Annotated in this window: 11 protein-coding genes; 10 read left to right on the forward strand and 1 reads right to left on the reverse strand. The window is 55.3% G+C overall.

The features are described 5' to 3' along the window. Nucleotides 1-24: 24 nt before the first annotated feature. From ABD735_RS02445 to ABD735_RS02460, 4 genes are read left to right on the forward strand one after another with little or no spacing between them, the layout of a single operon-like run. Nucleotides 25-1,215 (forward strand): WD40/YVTN/BNR-like repeat-containing protein, encoded by a 1,191-nt coding sequence (locus ABD735_RS02445; protein ID WP_344802930.1) that lies wholly within the window; start codon nucleotides 25-27, stop codon nucleotides 1,213-1,215. Nucleotides 1,216-1,253: 38 nt separating this feature from the next. Beyond that, nucleotides 1,254-3,647 (forward strand): efflux RND transporter permease subunit, encoded by a 2,394-nt coding sequence (locus ABD735_RS02450; protein ID WP_344802932.1) that lies wholly within the window; start codon nucleotides 1,254-1,256, stop codon nucleotides 3,645-3,647. Between the two features lie 24 nt (nucleotides 3,648-3,671). Then, entirely contained in the window at nucleotides 3,672-4,682 is a 1,011-nt protein-coding gene (locus tag ABD735_RS02455; protein ID WP_344802934.1) for a TAXI family TRAP transporter solute-binding subunit, read from the forward strand. Nucleotides 4,683-4,688: 6 nt separating this feature from the next. Further along, complete coding sequence (locus ABD735_RS02460; protein ID WP_344802936.1) at nucleotides 4,689-5,144, forward strand: YiiD C-terminal domain-containing protein; 456 nt, start codon at nucleotides 4,689-4,691, stop codon at nucleotides 5,142-5,144. On the opposite strand, the gene ABD735_RS02465 is transcribed toward ABD735_RS02460, so the two are convergent. After that, nucleotides 5,131-5,907: a ParA family protein gene (locus ABD735_RS02465; protein ID WP_344802938.1), complete on the reverse strand. Its 777-nt coding sequence runs from the start codon at nucleotides 5,905-5,907 to the stop codon at nucleotides 5,131-5,133. The two genes, ABD735_RS02460 and ABD735_RS02465, sit on opposite strands and share 14 nt — an antisense overlap. Before the next feature lie 144 nt (nucleotides 5,908-6,051). On the opposite strand from ABD735_RS02465, the gene thrS reads away from it, so the two are divergent. The 6 genes from thrS to pheT all read left to right on the forward strand — a co-directional run bounded on the left by thrS (nucleotide 6,052) and on the right by pheT (nucleotide 12,872). After that, nucleotides 6,052-8,010, forward strand: coding sequence for a threonine--tRNA ligase (gene thrS / locus ABD735_RS02470; protein WP_344802940.1), 1,959 nt, complete (start codon nucleotides 6,052-6,054; stop codon nucleotides 8,008-8,010). Between the two features lie 59 nt (nucleotides 8,011-8,069). Continuing rightward, nucleotides 8,070-8,564 (forward strand): translation initiation factor IF-3, encoded by a 495-nt coding sequence (infC, locus tag ABD735_RS02475; protein WP_425548572.1) that lies wholly within the window; start codon nucleotides 8,070-8,072, stop codon nucleotides 8,562-8,564. Between the two features lie 49 nt (nucleotides 8,565-8,613). Beyond that, nucleotides 8,614-8,805: a 50S ribosomal protein L35 gene (rpmI, locus tag ABD735_RS02480; RefSeq protein WP_344802942.1), complete on the forward strand. Its 192-nt coding sequence runs from the start codon at nucleotides 8,614-8,616 to the stop codon at nucleotides 8,803-8,805. A gap of 11 nt (nucleotides 8,806-8,816) precedes the next feature. Continuing rightward, nucleotides 8,817-9,176, forward strand: a complete 360-nt coding sequence (gene rplT, locus ABD735_RS02485; RefSeq protein WP_344802944.1) for a 50S ribosomal protein L20 — start codon at nucleotides 8,817-8,819, stop codon at nucleotides 9,174-9,176. A 121-nt stretch (nucleotides 9,177-9,297) separates the two neighbouring features. Beyond that, a complete protein-coding gene (pheS, locus tag ABD735_RS02490; protein ID WP_344802946.1) occupies nucleotides 9,298-10,293 on the forward strand; it encodes a phenylalanine--tRNA ligase subunit alpha in 996 nt (331 codons plus the stop codon). A gap of 29 nt (nucleotides 10,294-10,322) precedes the next feature. Continuing rightward, a complete protein-coding gene (pheT, locus tag ABD735_RS02495; RefSeq protein ID WP_344802948.1) occupies nucleotides 10,323-12,872 on the forward strand; it encodes a phenylalanine--tRNA ligase subunit beta in 2,550 nt (849 codons plus the stop codon).

Raw genomic sequence — 12,872 nt, forward strand, 5'->3', positions numbered from 1 at the left:
TCCCGCTGCATACAGGAATAATAAATGAGTTCAGCAACTACAGCGAAGTTCTGGCTACGCAAGGCCGGCCTGGGTGTTTCATTGGCGACGGCATTGGCCAGTGCCATGCCGGCCGCGGCCATTGCGGCCGAGCCACTCACCAAGCCAGCCATCCAGAGTGATCTTGTCACTTCCACCCTGTTGATTGATGTGAGTAGTGCTGGTGATCGTCTGGTTGCCGTCGGGCAGCGGGGCCACATCATCTATTCCGACGATGGCGGAAAGACCTGGGAGCAGGCCGACGTTCCGGTGAACGTGCTGCTCACAGCCGTGCATTTTCCTGATGCGGAGAACGGCTGGGCTGTTGGGCACAGCGGTATCATTCTTCACTCTAGTGACTCTGGCAGGACCTGGACGAAACAGTTCGATGGAGACGATGCCAACGAGCTGGTGATCACCGAGTCCAAATCCATTATCGAAGAACTGGAAGCTGCACTGGCTGCTCAAGAGGACGGCGCCGATGCCGATGCTTCAGCGGAAGACGCTGGCTCCATGTCCGAGTTGGAGATACAGCTGGAGGATGCACAATACAACCTCGAGGATGCGCAGGAAGACGCCAAACTCGGCCCAACCAAGCCACTGCTCGATGTCTGGTTTCAGAACAGTCAGCGTGGTTTCGCAGTAGGTTCGTATGGCTTTTTCTTCAAAACCGAAGATGGCGGCGAGACCTGGCAGAACTACTCGGGCAATATCGACAATCTTGATCGCTTCCATCTCAATGCCATCAATCAGGTGGCTGGCGGAACGATATACATCGCTGGTGAAGGCGGTATCGTGTTCCGGTCAGTCGATGCAGGCGATACCTGGCAAACCATGGAAAGTCCCTATGATGGCTCCTTCTTTGCGGTCACCGGTACCGGCAATGTCAACGAAGTCCTTCTGCTTGGCCTGCGTGGCAACATGTTTCTCTCAACCGATAACGGTGAAAGCTGGGATGAGGTCAATTCGCAGACCGACGCGACACTGACCGGCGGCATGGCGCAGAGCTCAGGACGTATCGTGGTGGTTGGTAACTCCGGCGTCATGCTCTTCAGCTCGGATCATGGGCGAACATTTCGGGCGCGCATCCGTGATGATCGTCTGTCGCTGACTTCCGCGTGGATCGTCAATGAGGACAAGGTTCTCATCACTGGCGAAAGCGGCGTCAGTATCATGAACGGTATCAGCAAGATTTAAATCGAATTCCAATATAAGAACTTCTCGAAGGGCTCGTTATGTCTAATCCGCTGCACGACAAGGGCGAACATTATATTACCACTCCGAAAGCAGAGCCTTTGCTGGAGCGGCTGATATTCGGTAGTCGGCCGATCATCCTGGTCATCTTTGCGCTGCTTACAGCGTTCTTTGGCTATCACGCCGTCCAGATCAAGCCCGATGCCAGTTTCGAGCGCCTGATTCCGCTCGAGCACCCCTACATCAAGAACATGATGGAGCACAGGGCGGATCTGTCGAACCTTGGTAATTCGATCAGGATAGCTGTGGCCGTGAAAGACGGCGATATCTTCACCGAGGAGTATATGGACCTGCTCGAGAAGGTCACCGACGAGGTGTTCTTCCTGAACGGTGTCGATCGCGCTGGAGTGCAGGGTATCTGGACGCCAAATACCCGCTGGGTGGAAGTGACTGAAGAAGGATTCCAGGGCGGCACCGTGATTCCTGGTGGCGACGGCTGGGATGCTACCCGACTGAATGCACTTGAACAGAATATCCAGCGCTCTGGCGAGATTGGGCGCCTGGTCGCAGATGATTTCAAGTCCACCATCATTTCCGCACCCCTGCTCGAGAAGAATCCAGAGACCGGTGAAACCCTGGACTATCAGGCATTCGGGAACGCAATCGAAGAAAAGATCAGACAGAAGTACGGTGCAGACAACCCGAATATTGATATCCACGTTGTCGGTTTCGCCAAGAAAGTTGGTGATCTGATCAACGGAATACAGTCGATTGGTCTGTTCTTCCTGGTGACCATTGGCCTGACTTTCGTACTGCTGTTGCTGTATTCCCGCTGCTGGTCAGGCACGCTGACGCCTATTTTCTCGTCTATCATTGCCGTCTTCTGGCAGCTCGGCATACTCAAGCTGCTGGGCTTTGGCCTGGACCCCTATTCGGTGCTGGTGCCTTTCCTGGTCTTCGCGGTGGGCATCAGTCACGGTGTGCAGATCGTCAACGCGATGGCCGTCGAAAGTGCAGATGGTCATAACGCTTACGAATCAGCCAAGCGTGCCTTCCGAGGGTTGTATGTGCCCGGTATGATTGCACTGCTGAGTGATGCGATAGGCTTTCTCACGCTGCTGTTTATCGAAATTGACGTCATTCGTGACCTGGCAATATCGGCGAGTATTGGCGTGGCCGTAGTCATCGTCACCAACCTGGTTCTGCATCCTGTCTTGCTGTCCTATGTCGGCATCAGCAAGAGCGGTGTGCGCTACGTGCAGAACCATGATGAGCGTCACGATCGCAAATGGCACTGGATGTCGAAATTCGCTCACCCGTCTGTTGCGCCCGTTTCAATTCTGATAGCCCTGATAGGCACGGGACTCGGCTTCTATCTGAAGCAGGATCTCAAGGTCGGTGACCTGGATCCGGGTGCCCCTGAACTGCGGGCAGACAGCCGATACAACATGGACAATCAGTTCATGATGGAAAACTACAGCACGAGTTCGGATGTGCTAGTGATTATGGTCACGACCGAGCCTGAACGTTGCTCGAGTTATCCGGTCATGGCGGCGATGAACGATCTGCAGTGGCGTCTTGAAAACACGCCCGGCGTGGAGTCCACCGCTTCCATCGTGACCGTCTCGAAGATTGTGACGAAGGCCTTTAACGAAGGTAACTTCAAGTGGTCTGAACTGTCGCGTAACCAGCAGGTCATCAACTCGTCAGTTCAACGTGCACCGTCAGGTCTCATCAATTCTGATTGTAGCCTGACGCCGGTGCTGGCCTTCCTCGAGGATCACAAGGCAGAAACACTGCAGCGTGTGGTTGGCGTGGTTGAAGACTATGTGGCAGAAAACCCACAGGACGATTTCCAGTTCCTGCTCGGCGCGGGTAACGCTGGCGTGGATGCAGCTACCAATGAGGTGATCAGCGACGCGAAGAACATGATGCTCGTCTTCGTCTATGCCGTAGTCAGCATATTGTGTTTCATTACTTTCCGGTCCATTCGTGCTGTGCTCTGTATCGTCATCCCGCTTGGCCTGACTTCGGTGCTCTGTGAGGCCCTCATGGCGCAGCTGGGCATTGGTATCAAGGTGGAAACGCTGCCGGTCATCGCGCTGGGTGTTGGTATAGGTGTCGATTACGGTATATATATCTATGCCAAGTTCGAGCACTTCCTGCTGCAGGGGCGCTCCCTGCAGAACGCCTATTTCGAGACCTTGCGCAGCACCGGTAAGGCCGTTATCTTCACTGGTATCACCCTGGGTATTGGCGTCTGCACCTGGATACTGAGTCCGATCAAATTCCAGGCTAACATGGGGCTCTTGTTGTTCTTCATGTTTATCTGGAACATGATCGGTGCCATCTGGCTGCTGCCAGCGCTGGCCCGCTTCCTGCTCCGTCCTGACCAGATGGTGGCGAAGGCCAAGGCAGCGCAGGTAGCCAGTTAATCTATCCGATGGAGATGGTCTGTCATGGAGAGACGGTTTGGGGCAGGCAGGTGGCGGTATCGACTGCTGTCATGCCTGCTACTGATAGCGGCCCTCCATGGCGCCGCGCATGCACAGACGGAGTCTTCAGTCGCACCGGTTGATACACCGACCATTACCATTGCTACCGGCAATGAGACAGGCGTGTATTTTCCTGCAGGCGGCGCTATCTGCCGGCTGGTCAATCAGGTGTATCGAGGCGATGGTACTCGCTGTTTCATCGAAAGTACCGATGGCAGTATTGCCAACCTCGAAGCCCTTGCCCGCAGGGAAGTCTCCTTCGCCATCGTCCAGACCGACTGGCAGCACAATGCCTACCACGGTAATGACACAATGCCGGCGCAGAAATCACTGCGTTCGGTCTTCAGTCTTCATCCCGAAGCCTTTACCGCAGTCGTGCGGGCCGATTCGCCCATACGTGACCTGGACGATCTCAAAAACAGGCGTGTCAATGTCGGTAGCCGGGGTTCCGGCCAACGGGCCACCATCGAAATTCTTCTCGGCCACCTTGGCTGGAGTTTCAGTGATTTCAGTGAAACAACCGAGCTGCCAGCAGTCGATCAGCCTGACGCTCTGTGCCGGGGAAAGATCGACGTCATGCTTTATGTAGTCGGGCATCCCAATGGTGCGGTCAAGGAGGTCACGACACTGTGCAAGAGCCGTTTGATTCCCTTGAGCCAGCAAATGGTGAAATCGCTCACCTCCGCCTTTCCTTACTACCGGGAATCCGCCATCCCAGCGTCGATGTATCGTCATAATGACGAGGCTACGCCCACCTTCGGTGTTGGCGCAGTGTTAGTGACCGATGCCGCTACCGATGAAGAAACCGTGTACCGACTGGTCAAGGCTGTCTTCGAAAACTTTGAAGGCTTCAGGCAGCGCCATCCAGCGCTGGCAAACCTGCGCATTCAGGACATGGCCAGTGAACGTCTTGCAACCCCGACTCATCCCGGCGCAGCACGCTACTTTCGTGAGGCAGGACTGGTGAGGCAATAGCGGCAGATGAGATCTTCCACAATGGACAAGGCAGCAATCGTCGATTATCTCCACACGCACATCCCGATCAGCCAGGCCATGGGGGTCGAGGTGCTTGAGCAGAGTGAAACCGCCATCACCCTCTCCGCACCTTTCCCGCCGAATATCAATCATCAGGGAACGGTCTTCGGGGGTAGCATAGCTTCTGTGGCCACGCTGGCGGCGTGGACGATGATCTACGTTCGCCTCAAAGCTGAAAAGCTGGAGGGCGATCTTGTGGTCCAGCGTTCAAATCTCGAATATCTGCTTCCGATGCGCGACGCCTTCACCGCCCGGTGCGAGCTCGACGAGCAGGCCTGGCAGCGTTTCCTCGGCATGTTCAGGCGCCGTCACAAGGGGCGGCTTCATATGCTCAGTGAAGTGCACTGCGCCCAGGTGCTGACCTGTCGCCTCGAAGGTGACTTCGTCGTTACTGCTGCCTGAGCAGTTCTGCGAGGTTCTTCCAGAGCATACGATATGCCAGCGTCGCTGCTGAGCGTGGGGCAAACTGCAGGAGCGGCTGCCTGAGGTTGCCCATCTTCTCGATGTCGCTGGCATAGGGTATGAGCCCGATCGGCGCTCTTCCCAGACGCTCGCTCGCTTCCCGACAGAAGGTCTGGTGCAGCAGCTTGCGGCGATCGACCATCGTCAGTACGGGCACGAGTTTCTTCGGTTTCAGCTTCTTTGCTGTCATCAGCCGCTGCACATGACCATAGGTCTCGAAAGACAGGTGCGTCGGAATAACGGGAATGACGACAAGGTCGGCGACCTGAAGCACTGTCGCCGCGAGATCCGAGAGTGAGGCTGGACAATCGAAGATGATCAGCCGATAGGTTTCGCTCAGGGCGCTGAGCCACCTTTCGAACACCATGGCAGCATGACTGCCTGCGTCTGCCGGATGGAGTTCTGCTTCCCGCCTGAGGATGATGTCCAGATTGCGGAGTGTCAGATCAGCCGGCAGGACATCGAGATGTGCTATAGCCGTTCGCTGTATACACTGGCCGATTGGGATCTTACCTTTGATGAGCCTGCCAGCCTTGAAACCTTTTACGGGTTCTGCACGAAGATACCAGCTTGCAGCGGCCTGGGGGTCGAGATCCCAGACCAGGGTTCTGCCACCCGACTCGGCAGCCAGTGCAGCCAGATTGACAGCCGTCGCGGTTTTCCCGACGCCGCCTTTGAGATTGTAGATAGCGATTGATCGCATAATGCAAGGTCTTAGGCTCAGGGTTGACTGGCATGATAGCCACGGGCTTGTTCTATTGATAGAATCCACCGCCGTTTAATCGCAAAGCGTCACGACAACAGTCGCCTGTGCGAATTACAGAATCGACATCGAGGTAGAGTCACTATGCCGCTTATCACACTCCCGGATGGCAGCGAACGCGCGTTCAGTCAGGCTGTCACCGTGCATGATATTGCCGCAGACATTGGTCCGGGACTCGCCAAGGCAGCCCTGGGCGGAAAACTCATACATGAAGATGGCCAGGAAACCCTGGTCGACACCTCGTTTCTCATAGACCGCGACACCCGTCTGGCCATTGTCACCGAGCGCGACGAGGAAGGCCTCGACATCATTCGGCATTCCGCGGCTCACCTGCTGGCCATGGCTGTTCAGGATCTGTTTCCTGAAGCACAGGTCACCATCGGCCCGGTCATCGACGATGGCTTCTATTACGACTTCGCTTTCCATAGGCCGTTTACACCAGACGACCTCGAAGCCATCGAGAAGCGCATGGAAGATCTGTCGAAAGATGATCTGCCGGTATTCCGCTCAGTCCTGGACAGGGAAGAGGCCATCAGTCTGTTCGACAAGATGGGCGAGGCCTACAAAAAGGAAATCATCGCAGCGATTCCCGGTGAGGAGCCGCTCAGTTTCTACAAGCAGGGTGACTTCATCGACCTCTGCCGCGGCCCTCACGTGCCGAGTACCGGCAAGATCAAGGCCTTCAAGCTGACACGCGTGGCTGGAGCCTACTGGCGTGGTGATTCCAATAACGAGATGCTGCAGCGTATTTACGGTACGGCCTGGGCCAACAAGAAGGACCTGAAGGCCTACCTCAATCGGCTGGCCGAAGCTGAAAAGCGGGATCATCGAAAAGTCGGGAAAAAGCTCGACCTGTTCCACATGCAGGAAGAAGCGCCAGGCATGGTGTTCTGGCATCCCGACGGCTGGGCTATCTATCAGGCAGTCGAGAAGTATATGCGTGCGCAGCAGCGTGCCCGCGATTACAAGGAAATCAAGACGCCGCAGGTGATCGACCGCAGTCTCTGGGAGAAATCCGGGCATTGGGAAAAGTTCCGCGACGACATGTTCACCACACAATCGGAAGATCGCGACTACGCCATAAAGCCGATGAACTGTCCGGGTCACGTGCAGGTCTTCAACCAGGGCCTGCGATCTCACCGCGAATTGCCGCTTCGCCTCGCTGAATTTGGCTCATGTCATCGCAACGAAGCGTCTGGCGCTTTGCACGGCCTCATGCGTGTGCGTGGCTTTACGCAGGATGACGGCCACATCTTCTGCACCGAAGACCAGATTCAGGCGGAGTGCGCAGCTTTCATCGATTTCCTTCACGACGTCTACGCCGACTTTGGCTTTACGGAAATGCAGTACAAGCTCTCCACCAGGCCTGAAAAGCGGGTGGGTGAGGATGCACAGTGGGACAAGGCCGAACAGGCGCTCGAGGATGCGCTCAACGCCAAGGGGCTGCCCTGGGATTTACAGCCGGGCGAGGGCGCATTCTACGGACCGAAAATCGAGTTTTCGCTCAAGGACTGTATCGGCCGGGTTTGGCAGTGCGGCACCATGCAGGTGGATTTCTCCATGCCCGGCAGATTAGGTGCGCAGTATGTCAGCGAAACCCAGGAGCGCCGTACACCGGTGATGCTGCATCGCGCCATTCTGGGTTCATTTGAGCGATTTATCGGTATTCTGATCGAAGAATACGAAGGTGCGTTCCCCACCTGGTTGGCGCCCAAGCAGGTCGTAGTGATGAATATCACCGACAATCAGGCCGAATATTGCCAGAAAATTTCCGATAAATTGAATTTAAACGGTTTTCGGGCGGTCTGCGACTTGAGAAATGAGAAGATAGGCTTTAAAATCCGCCAGCACACAATTGACCGGACTCCCTATCTTCTTGTCGTGGGCGATAACGAGGTCGAATCCAACACCGTGGCGGTACGTACGCGCACAGGTGAGGACCTTGGCTCAGACAGTATCGAGGCATTCATACAACGACTCGAAGCCGATATCAGTAGGAGAAGCCGCGGCATGGCCGCAGGCGTTCCGGATCAGAACAGCTAACTAGCGGAGAATACACGATTAAGCGCACCCAAGCAGGCAGTGGCAAAGAACGTCCAAAAATAAACCAGAATATCGTCGCAACCCAGGTAAGACTGATTTCCTCTTCTGGGGAACAGATGGGTATCGTTTCCTTGCAGGAAGCATTATCGGCGGCGGAGGCAGAGAGTCTCGATCTGGTCCAGATGTCTGAGGGTGACCCCGTAGTCGGCAAGATCATGGACTATGGGAAGAAGATCTTTGACGAGAAAAAGCAGAAAGCCGCTGCGAAGAAAAAGCAGAAGCAACAGCAAGTCAAGGAAATGAAGTTCAGACCAGGCACGGAAGAAGGTGACTATCAGGTAAAACTGCGCAACCTGATGCGTTTCCTGGAGCAGGGAGATAAAGCCAAAGTATCGATTCGCTTTCGCGGACGTGAAATGGCGCACCAAGAGCTCGGCATTCAACTTCTCGAACGTATCGAGAAGGACCTTGTCGACATTGGTACTGTCGAATCGAGACCAAAAGTCGAGGGACGTCAGGCCATCATGGTGATCGCTCCTAAAAAGAAGAAGTAGTCGAGAGACTCACAGCAGTTTTTGAATAGAGCAAATTGCGGAGTAAGTTATGCCCAAGATGAAAGCCAAGAGTTCGGCGAGTAAGCGGTTCAAGAAGACAGCCAACGGCTATAAGCACAAGCAGTCTTTCACGAGCCACATCCTCACCAAGAAAAGTACCAAGCGTAAGCGTCATTTGCGTCCCATGGCGCAGGTTGCGAAGTGCGATGTGCCTTTGATCAATCGCATGCTGGCTTGTTGAGGAGATAGAAAATGGCTCGAGTAAAACGTGGTGTGCAGGCCAGGCGTCGGCACAAAAAGATTTTAAAGCAGGCCAAGGGTTATTACGGCGCTAGAAGCCGTGTATTCCGGGTTGCCAAGCAGGCTGTTATCAAGGCGGGTCAATACGCCTACCGTGACCGTCGTGCCAAGAAGCGTGTGTTCCGTGCGCTCTGGATTGCGCGTATCAACGCCGGTGCACGCATGAACGGCCTGAATTACAGCAAGCTGATTGCCGGTCTCAAGGCTGCGAATGTCGTTATCGACCGTCGCGTACTTGCTGACCTGGCCATGAACGAGAAAGACGGCTTTGCAGCTGTCGTAGAACGGGCTAAAACAGCACTGGCAGCTTGATTAGCTGACAGTGATGTGAGGACAGTGCCCTCGGGCGCAGTCTGATATGTCTGATAAAAGGGGAAGGGGCGACTCTTCCCTTTTTTCGTCTGGGTCAAAGGTAAAAAAATGAGGATGGCACATGGACAACCTTGAAGCCTTGCTGCATGAGGCGCAGGGTTCGATTCAACAGGCGGGTGACCTGAAGGCGCTCGAGCAGATCAGGGTCGATTATCTTGGTAAGAAAGGTCATTTTGCTGGCCTGATGTCGAGTCTCGGTAAAATGAGCGCTGAAGAGCGACCTGCATTTGGCGCACGTGTGAATGAGGCCAAGGCCGGTGTTCAGCATGCCTTGAATGAGGCCCGTGCCCAACTCGAGTCAGCTGCGCTAGAATCCCAGCTTTCAGCTGAAGCCATAGATATCACACTGCCTGGCCGGTTCCAGAGTAGTGGCAAGCTGCACCCGGTTACCCGCACCATGCAGCGTATCGAAGCCTTTTTCACCCGCTGCGGTTACAGCGTCGAGGAAGGTCCGGAAATTGAAGATGATTATCATAACTTCGAAGCGCTGAATATTCCGGCGCATCACCCGGCCCGTGCCATGCACGACACCTTTTATTTTGATCCTGGCACGCTGCTGCGCACCCACACCTCGCCGGTCCAGGTCAGGGTCATGGAGTCTGCGAAGCCTCCGTTCAGAATGATTTGTCCGGGCAGGGTATACCGCAACGACTCCGATCAGACGCACACGCCGATGTTCCATCAGGTGGAAGGGCTGCTGGTCGACAGACAAGTCAGTTTTGCCGATCTTAAAAGCACCATCGTGTCCTTCCTGAGGGAGTTTTTCGAGCGCGATCTCGAAGTGCGCTTCCGTCCATCCTATTTTCCGTTCACAGAGCCTTCTGCGGAAGTCGATATAGAGTGGGGGCGGGATGACCAGGGGCAGGTCAGATGGCTGGAAGTGATGGGCTGCGGTATGGTCCACCCCACCGTCTTCGAAGCCTCAGGTATCGATACCACACAATACCGTGGCTTTGCCTTCGGCATGGGCGTGGAGCGAATGGCTATGCTGCGATATGGCGTGAATGACCTCCGCCAGTTTTTTGAAAACGATTTGCGCTTCCTGAACCAGTTCTAGCAAGCGACACCGCGTATTGAGGACAAGTAATGAAGATTAGCGAGCAGTGGTTGCGTGACTGGGTAGACCCGGCATTGAGCACATCTGCGCTGGTTCACCAGATCACCATGGCCGGCCTTGAAGTCGATGCCGTGGAGACTGTGGCAGCTTCGTTCACCGATGTCGTGGTCGGTGAAATTACCGCGATGGAGAAACACCCTGAGGCAGATCGTCTCAACGTCTGCACTGTAAGTGACGGTATTGGGTCTCACCAGGTAGTGTGTGGTGCACCAAATGCCCGCGTGGGTACAAAAGTGCCATTTGCCCGAATCGGGGCTTCGCTGAAGGGGGCAGAAGGTGAACCCTTCAAAATCAGGAAGGCGAAGCTGCGCGGTGTCGAATCATCCGGGATGCTGTGCTCCGAGGCGGAGCTGCAGTTGAGCGAAGCCGCTGACGGTCTGATGGAGTTGCCGGCGGCTGCTCCCGCTGGCAAGCCACTCGAACAGTATCTCAAGCTCGACGATAGCATCATTGATATTGATCTGACGCCAAACCGTGGGGACTGCCTGAGTGTGCTTGGTATTGCTCGTGAAGTAGCCGCGGTCAATCGTATTCGTATCGATGAGAATCTGCTCGAGAAAATCTCGGCTGAAGTAGCGGCAGCTCATGACGAAACCTTTCCGGTCAAGGTCATGGCAAGCGCCGATTGCCCGAAATTTACTTCCCGCATCGTCCGTAATGTGGACCTGAGCCAGCCGACCCCGGTGTGGATGGTCGAGCGTCTCCGCCGTTCGGGCATCCGTAGCATAGATGCGGCTGTCGACGTCACGAATTATGTCATGCTCGAACTCGGCCAGCCCATGCATGCTTTCGATCTTGATGTATTGAATGGCGAGCTGCAGGTTCGGCATGCGGCGGCTGGAGAAACGCTGACGCTGCTCGATGAGACCAGTATCGATCTCACGGACAGCAGCCTGGTCATCGCTGATGCCAATGGACCGCTGGCCCTGGCTGGCATCATGGGTGGATTGAACAGCGGCGTGACATCGCAGACCAAAAATATTCTGTTCGAGTGCGCTTTTTTCGCGCCGGTGCCCATGGCTGGCCGAGCCCGGCATTATGGTCTGCATACAGATGCCTCGCATCGTTTTGAACGCGGCGTCGACCCCGACCATCAGGAGCGCGCCGTCCATCGGGCGACGCAGCTGCTCATCGATATCTGCGGTGGTGAACCGGGTCCGATCGATATCCAGCTGGATACCGCGACTATGCCGGCGCGCCCGCCGGTGAGTGTGCGCGAGCAGTATGTTGCTGATTTGCTGGGACTTCAGCTTAGCCGTGACGAAATCGAGCAACTGCTCGGACTACTCGATATCAGGGTAGAGCAGGTGAACAAGGAGGGCTGGCGTTTTAACGTGCCAGCGCACCGTTTCGATGTTCGTCGTGAAGTCGACATCATCGAAGAGGTTGCACGTCTTTACGGTTACAACAAGCTACCGGTGACCAAGCCGAAAGCGGCGATTGGATTCCAGCCCCTGCCTGAAAAGCAGCGGGAGCTTGGCCAGATTCGGCAGGCGCTGTTGACGATGGGCTTTCAGGAAGCCATCACATACAGTTTCGTCGATGGCATCAAGCAGGCGAAGCTATTCCCCACGCTCGAGGGCATTGACCTCGCAAATCCGATTGCCAGCGACATGGGACAAATGCGAGTGAGTCTCCTGCCAGGGCTGTTGCAGGCCATGCGTTATAACCAGAACCGCCAGCAAAGCCGTGTGAGACTGTTTGAAACAGGTCTCCGTTTCATTCCCGTGCAACAGCCGGCTGTGAATGTAGTCGATACTGGCGCCAGGCCACCGGGTCGCCCAGCCGACCTGGCGGTCAGTGCGAGGATCGTGCAGGACAAGATGCTGGCAGGTGTACTGTTTGGCTCGCCGATGCCAGAAAGTCGTGACGCCAAAGCCAGGCCGGTCGATTTCTTCGACATGAAAGGCAACATCGAGCAGTTGCTTGCGGCCCGAACTGGGCACCAGGACATCAGTTACGAGCCTTTCGATGATGACGATGGGCATTACGGTGCTATCTTCCAGCAGGGGCAGCGCTGCCGTATTGTTCGAAATTCTGAGGAAACATCGAAAAATCAACAGTCTGGCGGCCCAGAGGGCAAAACGATTGGTTATGCCGGTAAGTTGCACCCCTCTGCGCTGAAAAATCTGGACATGAATGGCCCAGTCTTCGGTTTTGAACTACGCTTAAGCGAGGTTCTGGCGACAGATCTGCCGCAAAGCAGGTCAATTTCCAGATATCCTGAAATTCGGCGAGATCTTGCTATTATTATTGAAGAGTCCATTTCCTATCAGGCAGTGAGCGAACTTGTGCGTTCTGCCGGAGGGGACTACTTTCAACGTCAGGTGTTGTTCGATGTCTATCAGGGGCAGAACGGCGAGGCGGCGAAAGGGCTTGAGCTGGGCATGAAGAGTCTGGGTATTGGTGTTGTCTGGCAACACCCTGACCGAACCCTTCGTGACGAAGAAGTACAGTCCGCTTTCAATGACATAGTAAGTCGCTTACGCGAGCAGTTTGGAGCGGTTCTAAGGAGTTAG

Source organism: Allohahella marinimesophila, from assembly GCF_039538005.1.
Taxonomy (GTDB): Bacteria; Pseudomonadota; Gammaproteobacteria; order Pseudomonadales; family Oleiphilaceae; genus Allohahella; species Allohahella marinimesophila.

Excerpts from the sequence above, each read along its gene's own strand:
- thrS (WP_344802940.1), top strand. The coding sequence starts at position 6,052 with ATGCCGCTTATCACACTCCCGGATGGCAGCGAACGCGCGTTCAGTCAG.
- ABD735_RS02445 (WP_344802930.1), top strand. The coding sequence starts at position 25 with ATGAGTTCAGCAACTACAGCGAAGTTCTGGCTACGCAAGGCCGGCCTG.
- rplT (WP_344802944.1), top strand. The coding sequence starts at position 8,817 with ATGGCTCGAGTAAAACGTGGTGTGCAGGCCAGGCGTCGGCACAAAAAG.
- ABD735_RS02455 (WP_344802934.1), top strand. The coding sequence starts at position 3,672 with ATGGAGAGACGGTTTGGGGCAGGCAGGTGGCGGTATCGACTGCTGTCA.
- rpmI (WP_344802942.1), top strand. The coding sequence starts at position 8,614 with ATGCCCAAGATGAAAGCCAAGAGTTCGGCGAGTAAGCGGTTCAAGAAG.
- ABD735_RS02460 (WP_344802936.1), top strand. The coding sequence starts at position 4,689 with ATGAGATCTTCCACAATGGACAAGGCAGCAATCGTCGATTATCTCCAC.
- pheT (WP_344802948.1), top strand. The coding sequence starts at position 10,323 with ATGAAGATTAGCGAGCAGTGGTTGCGTGACTGGGTAGACCCGGCATTG.
- pheS (WP_344802946.1), top strand. The coding sequence starts at position 9,298 with ATGGACAACCTTGAAGCCTTGCTGCATGAGGCGCAGGGTTCGATTCAA.
- ABD735_RS02465 (WP_344802938.1), bottom strand. The coding sequence starts at position 5,907 with ATGCGATCAATCGCTATCTACAATCTCAAAGGCGGCGTCGGGAAAACC.
- ABD735_RS02450 (WP_344802932.1), top strand. The coding sequence starts at position 1,254 with ATGTCTAATCCGCTGCACGACAAGGGCGAACATTATATTACCACTCCG.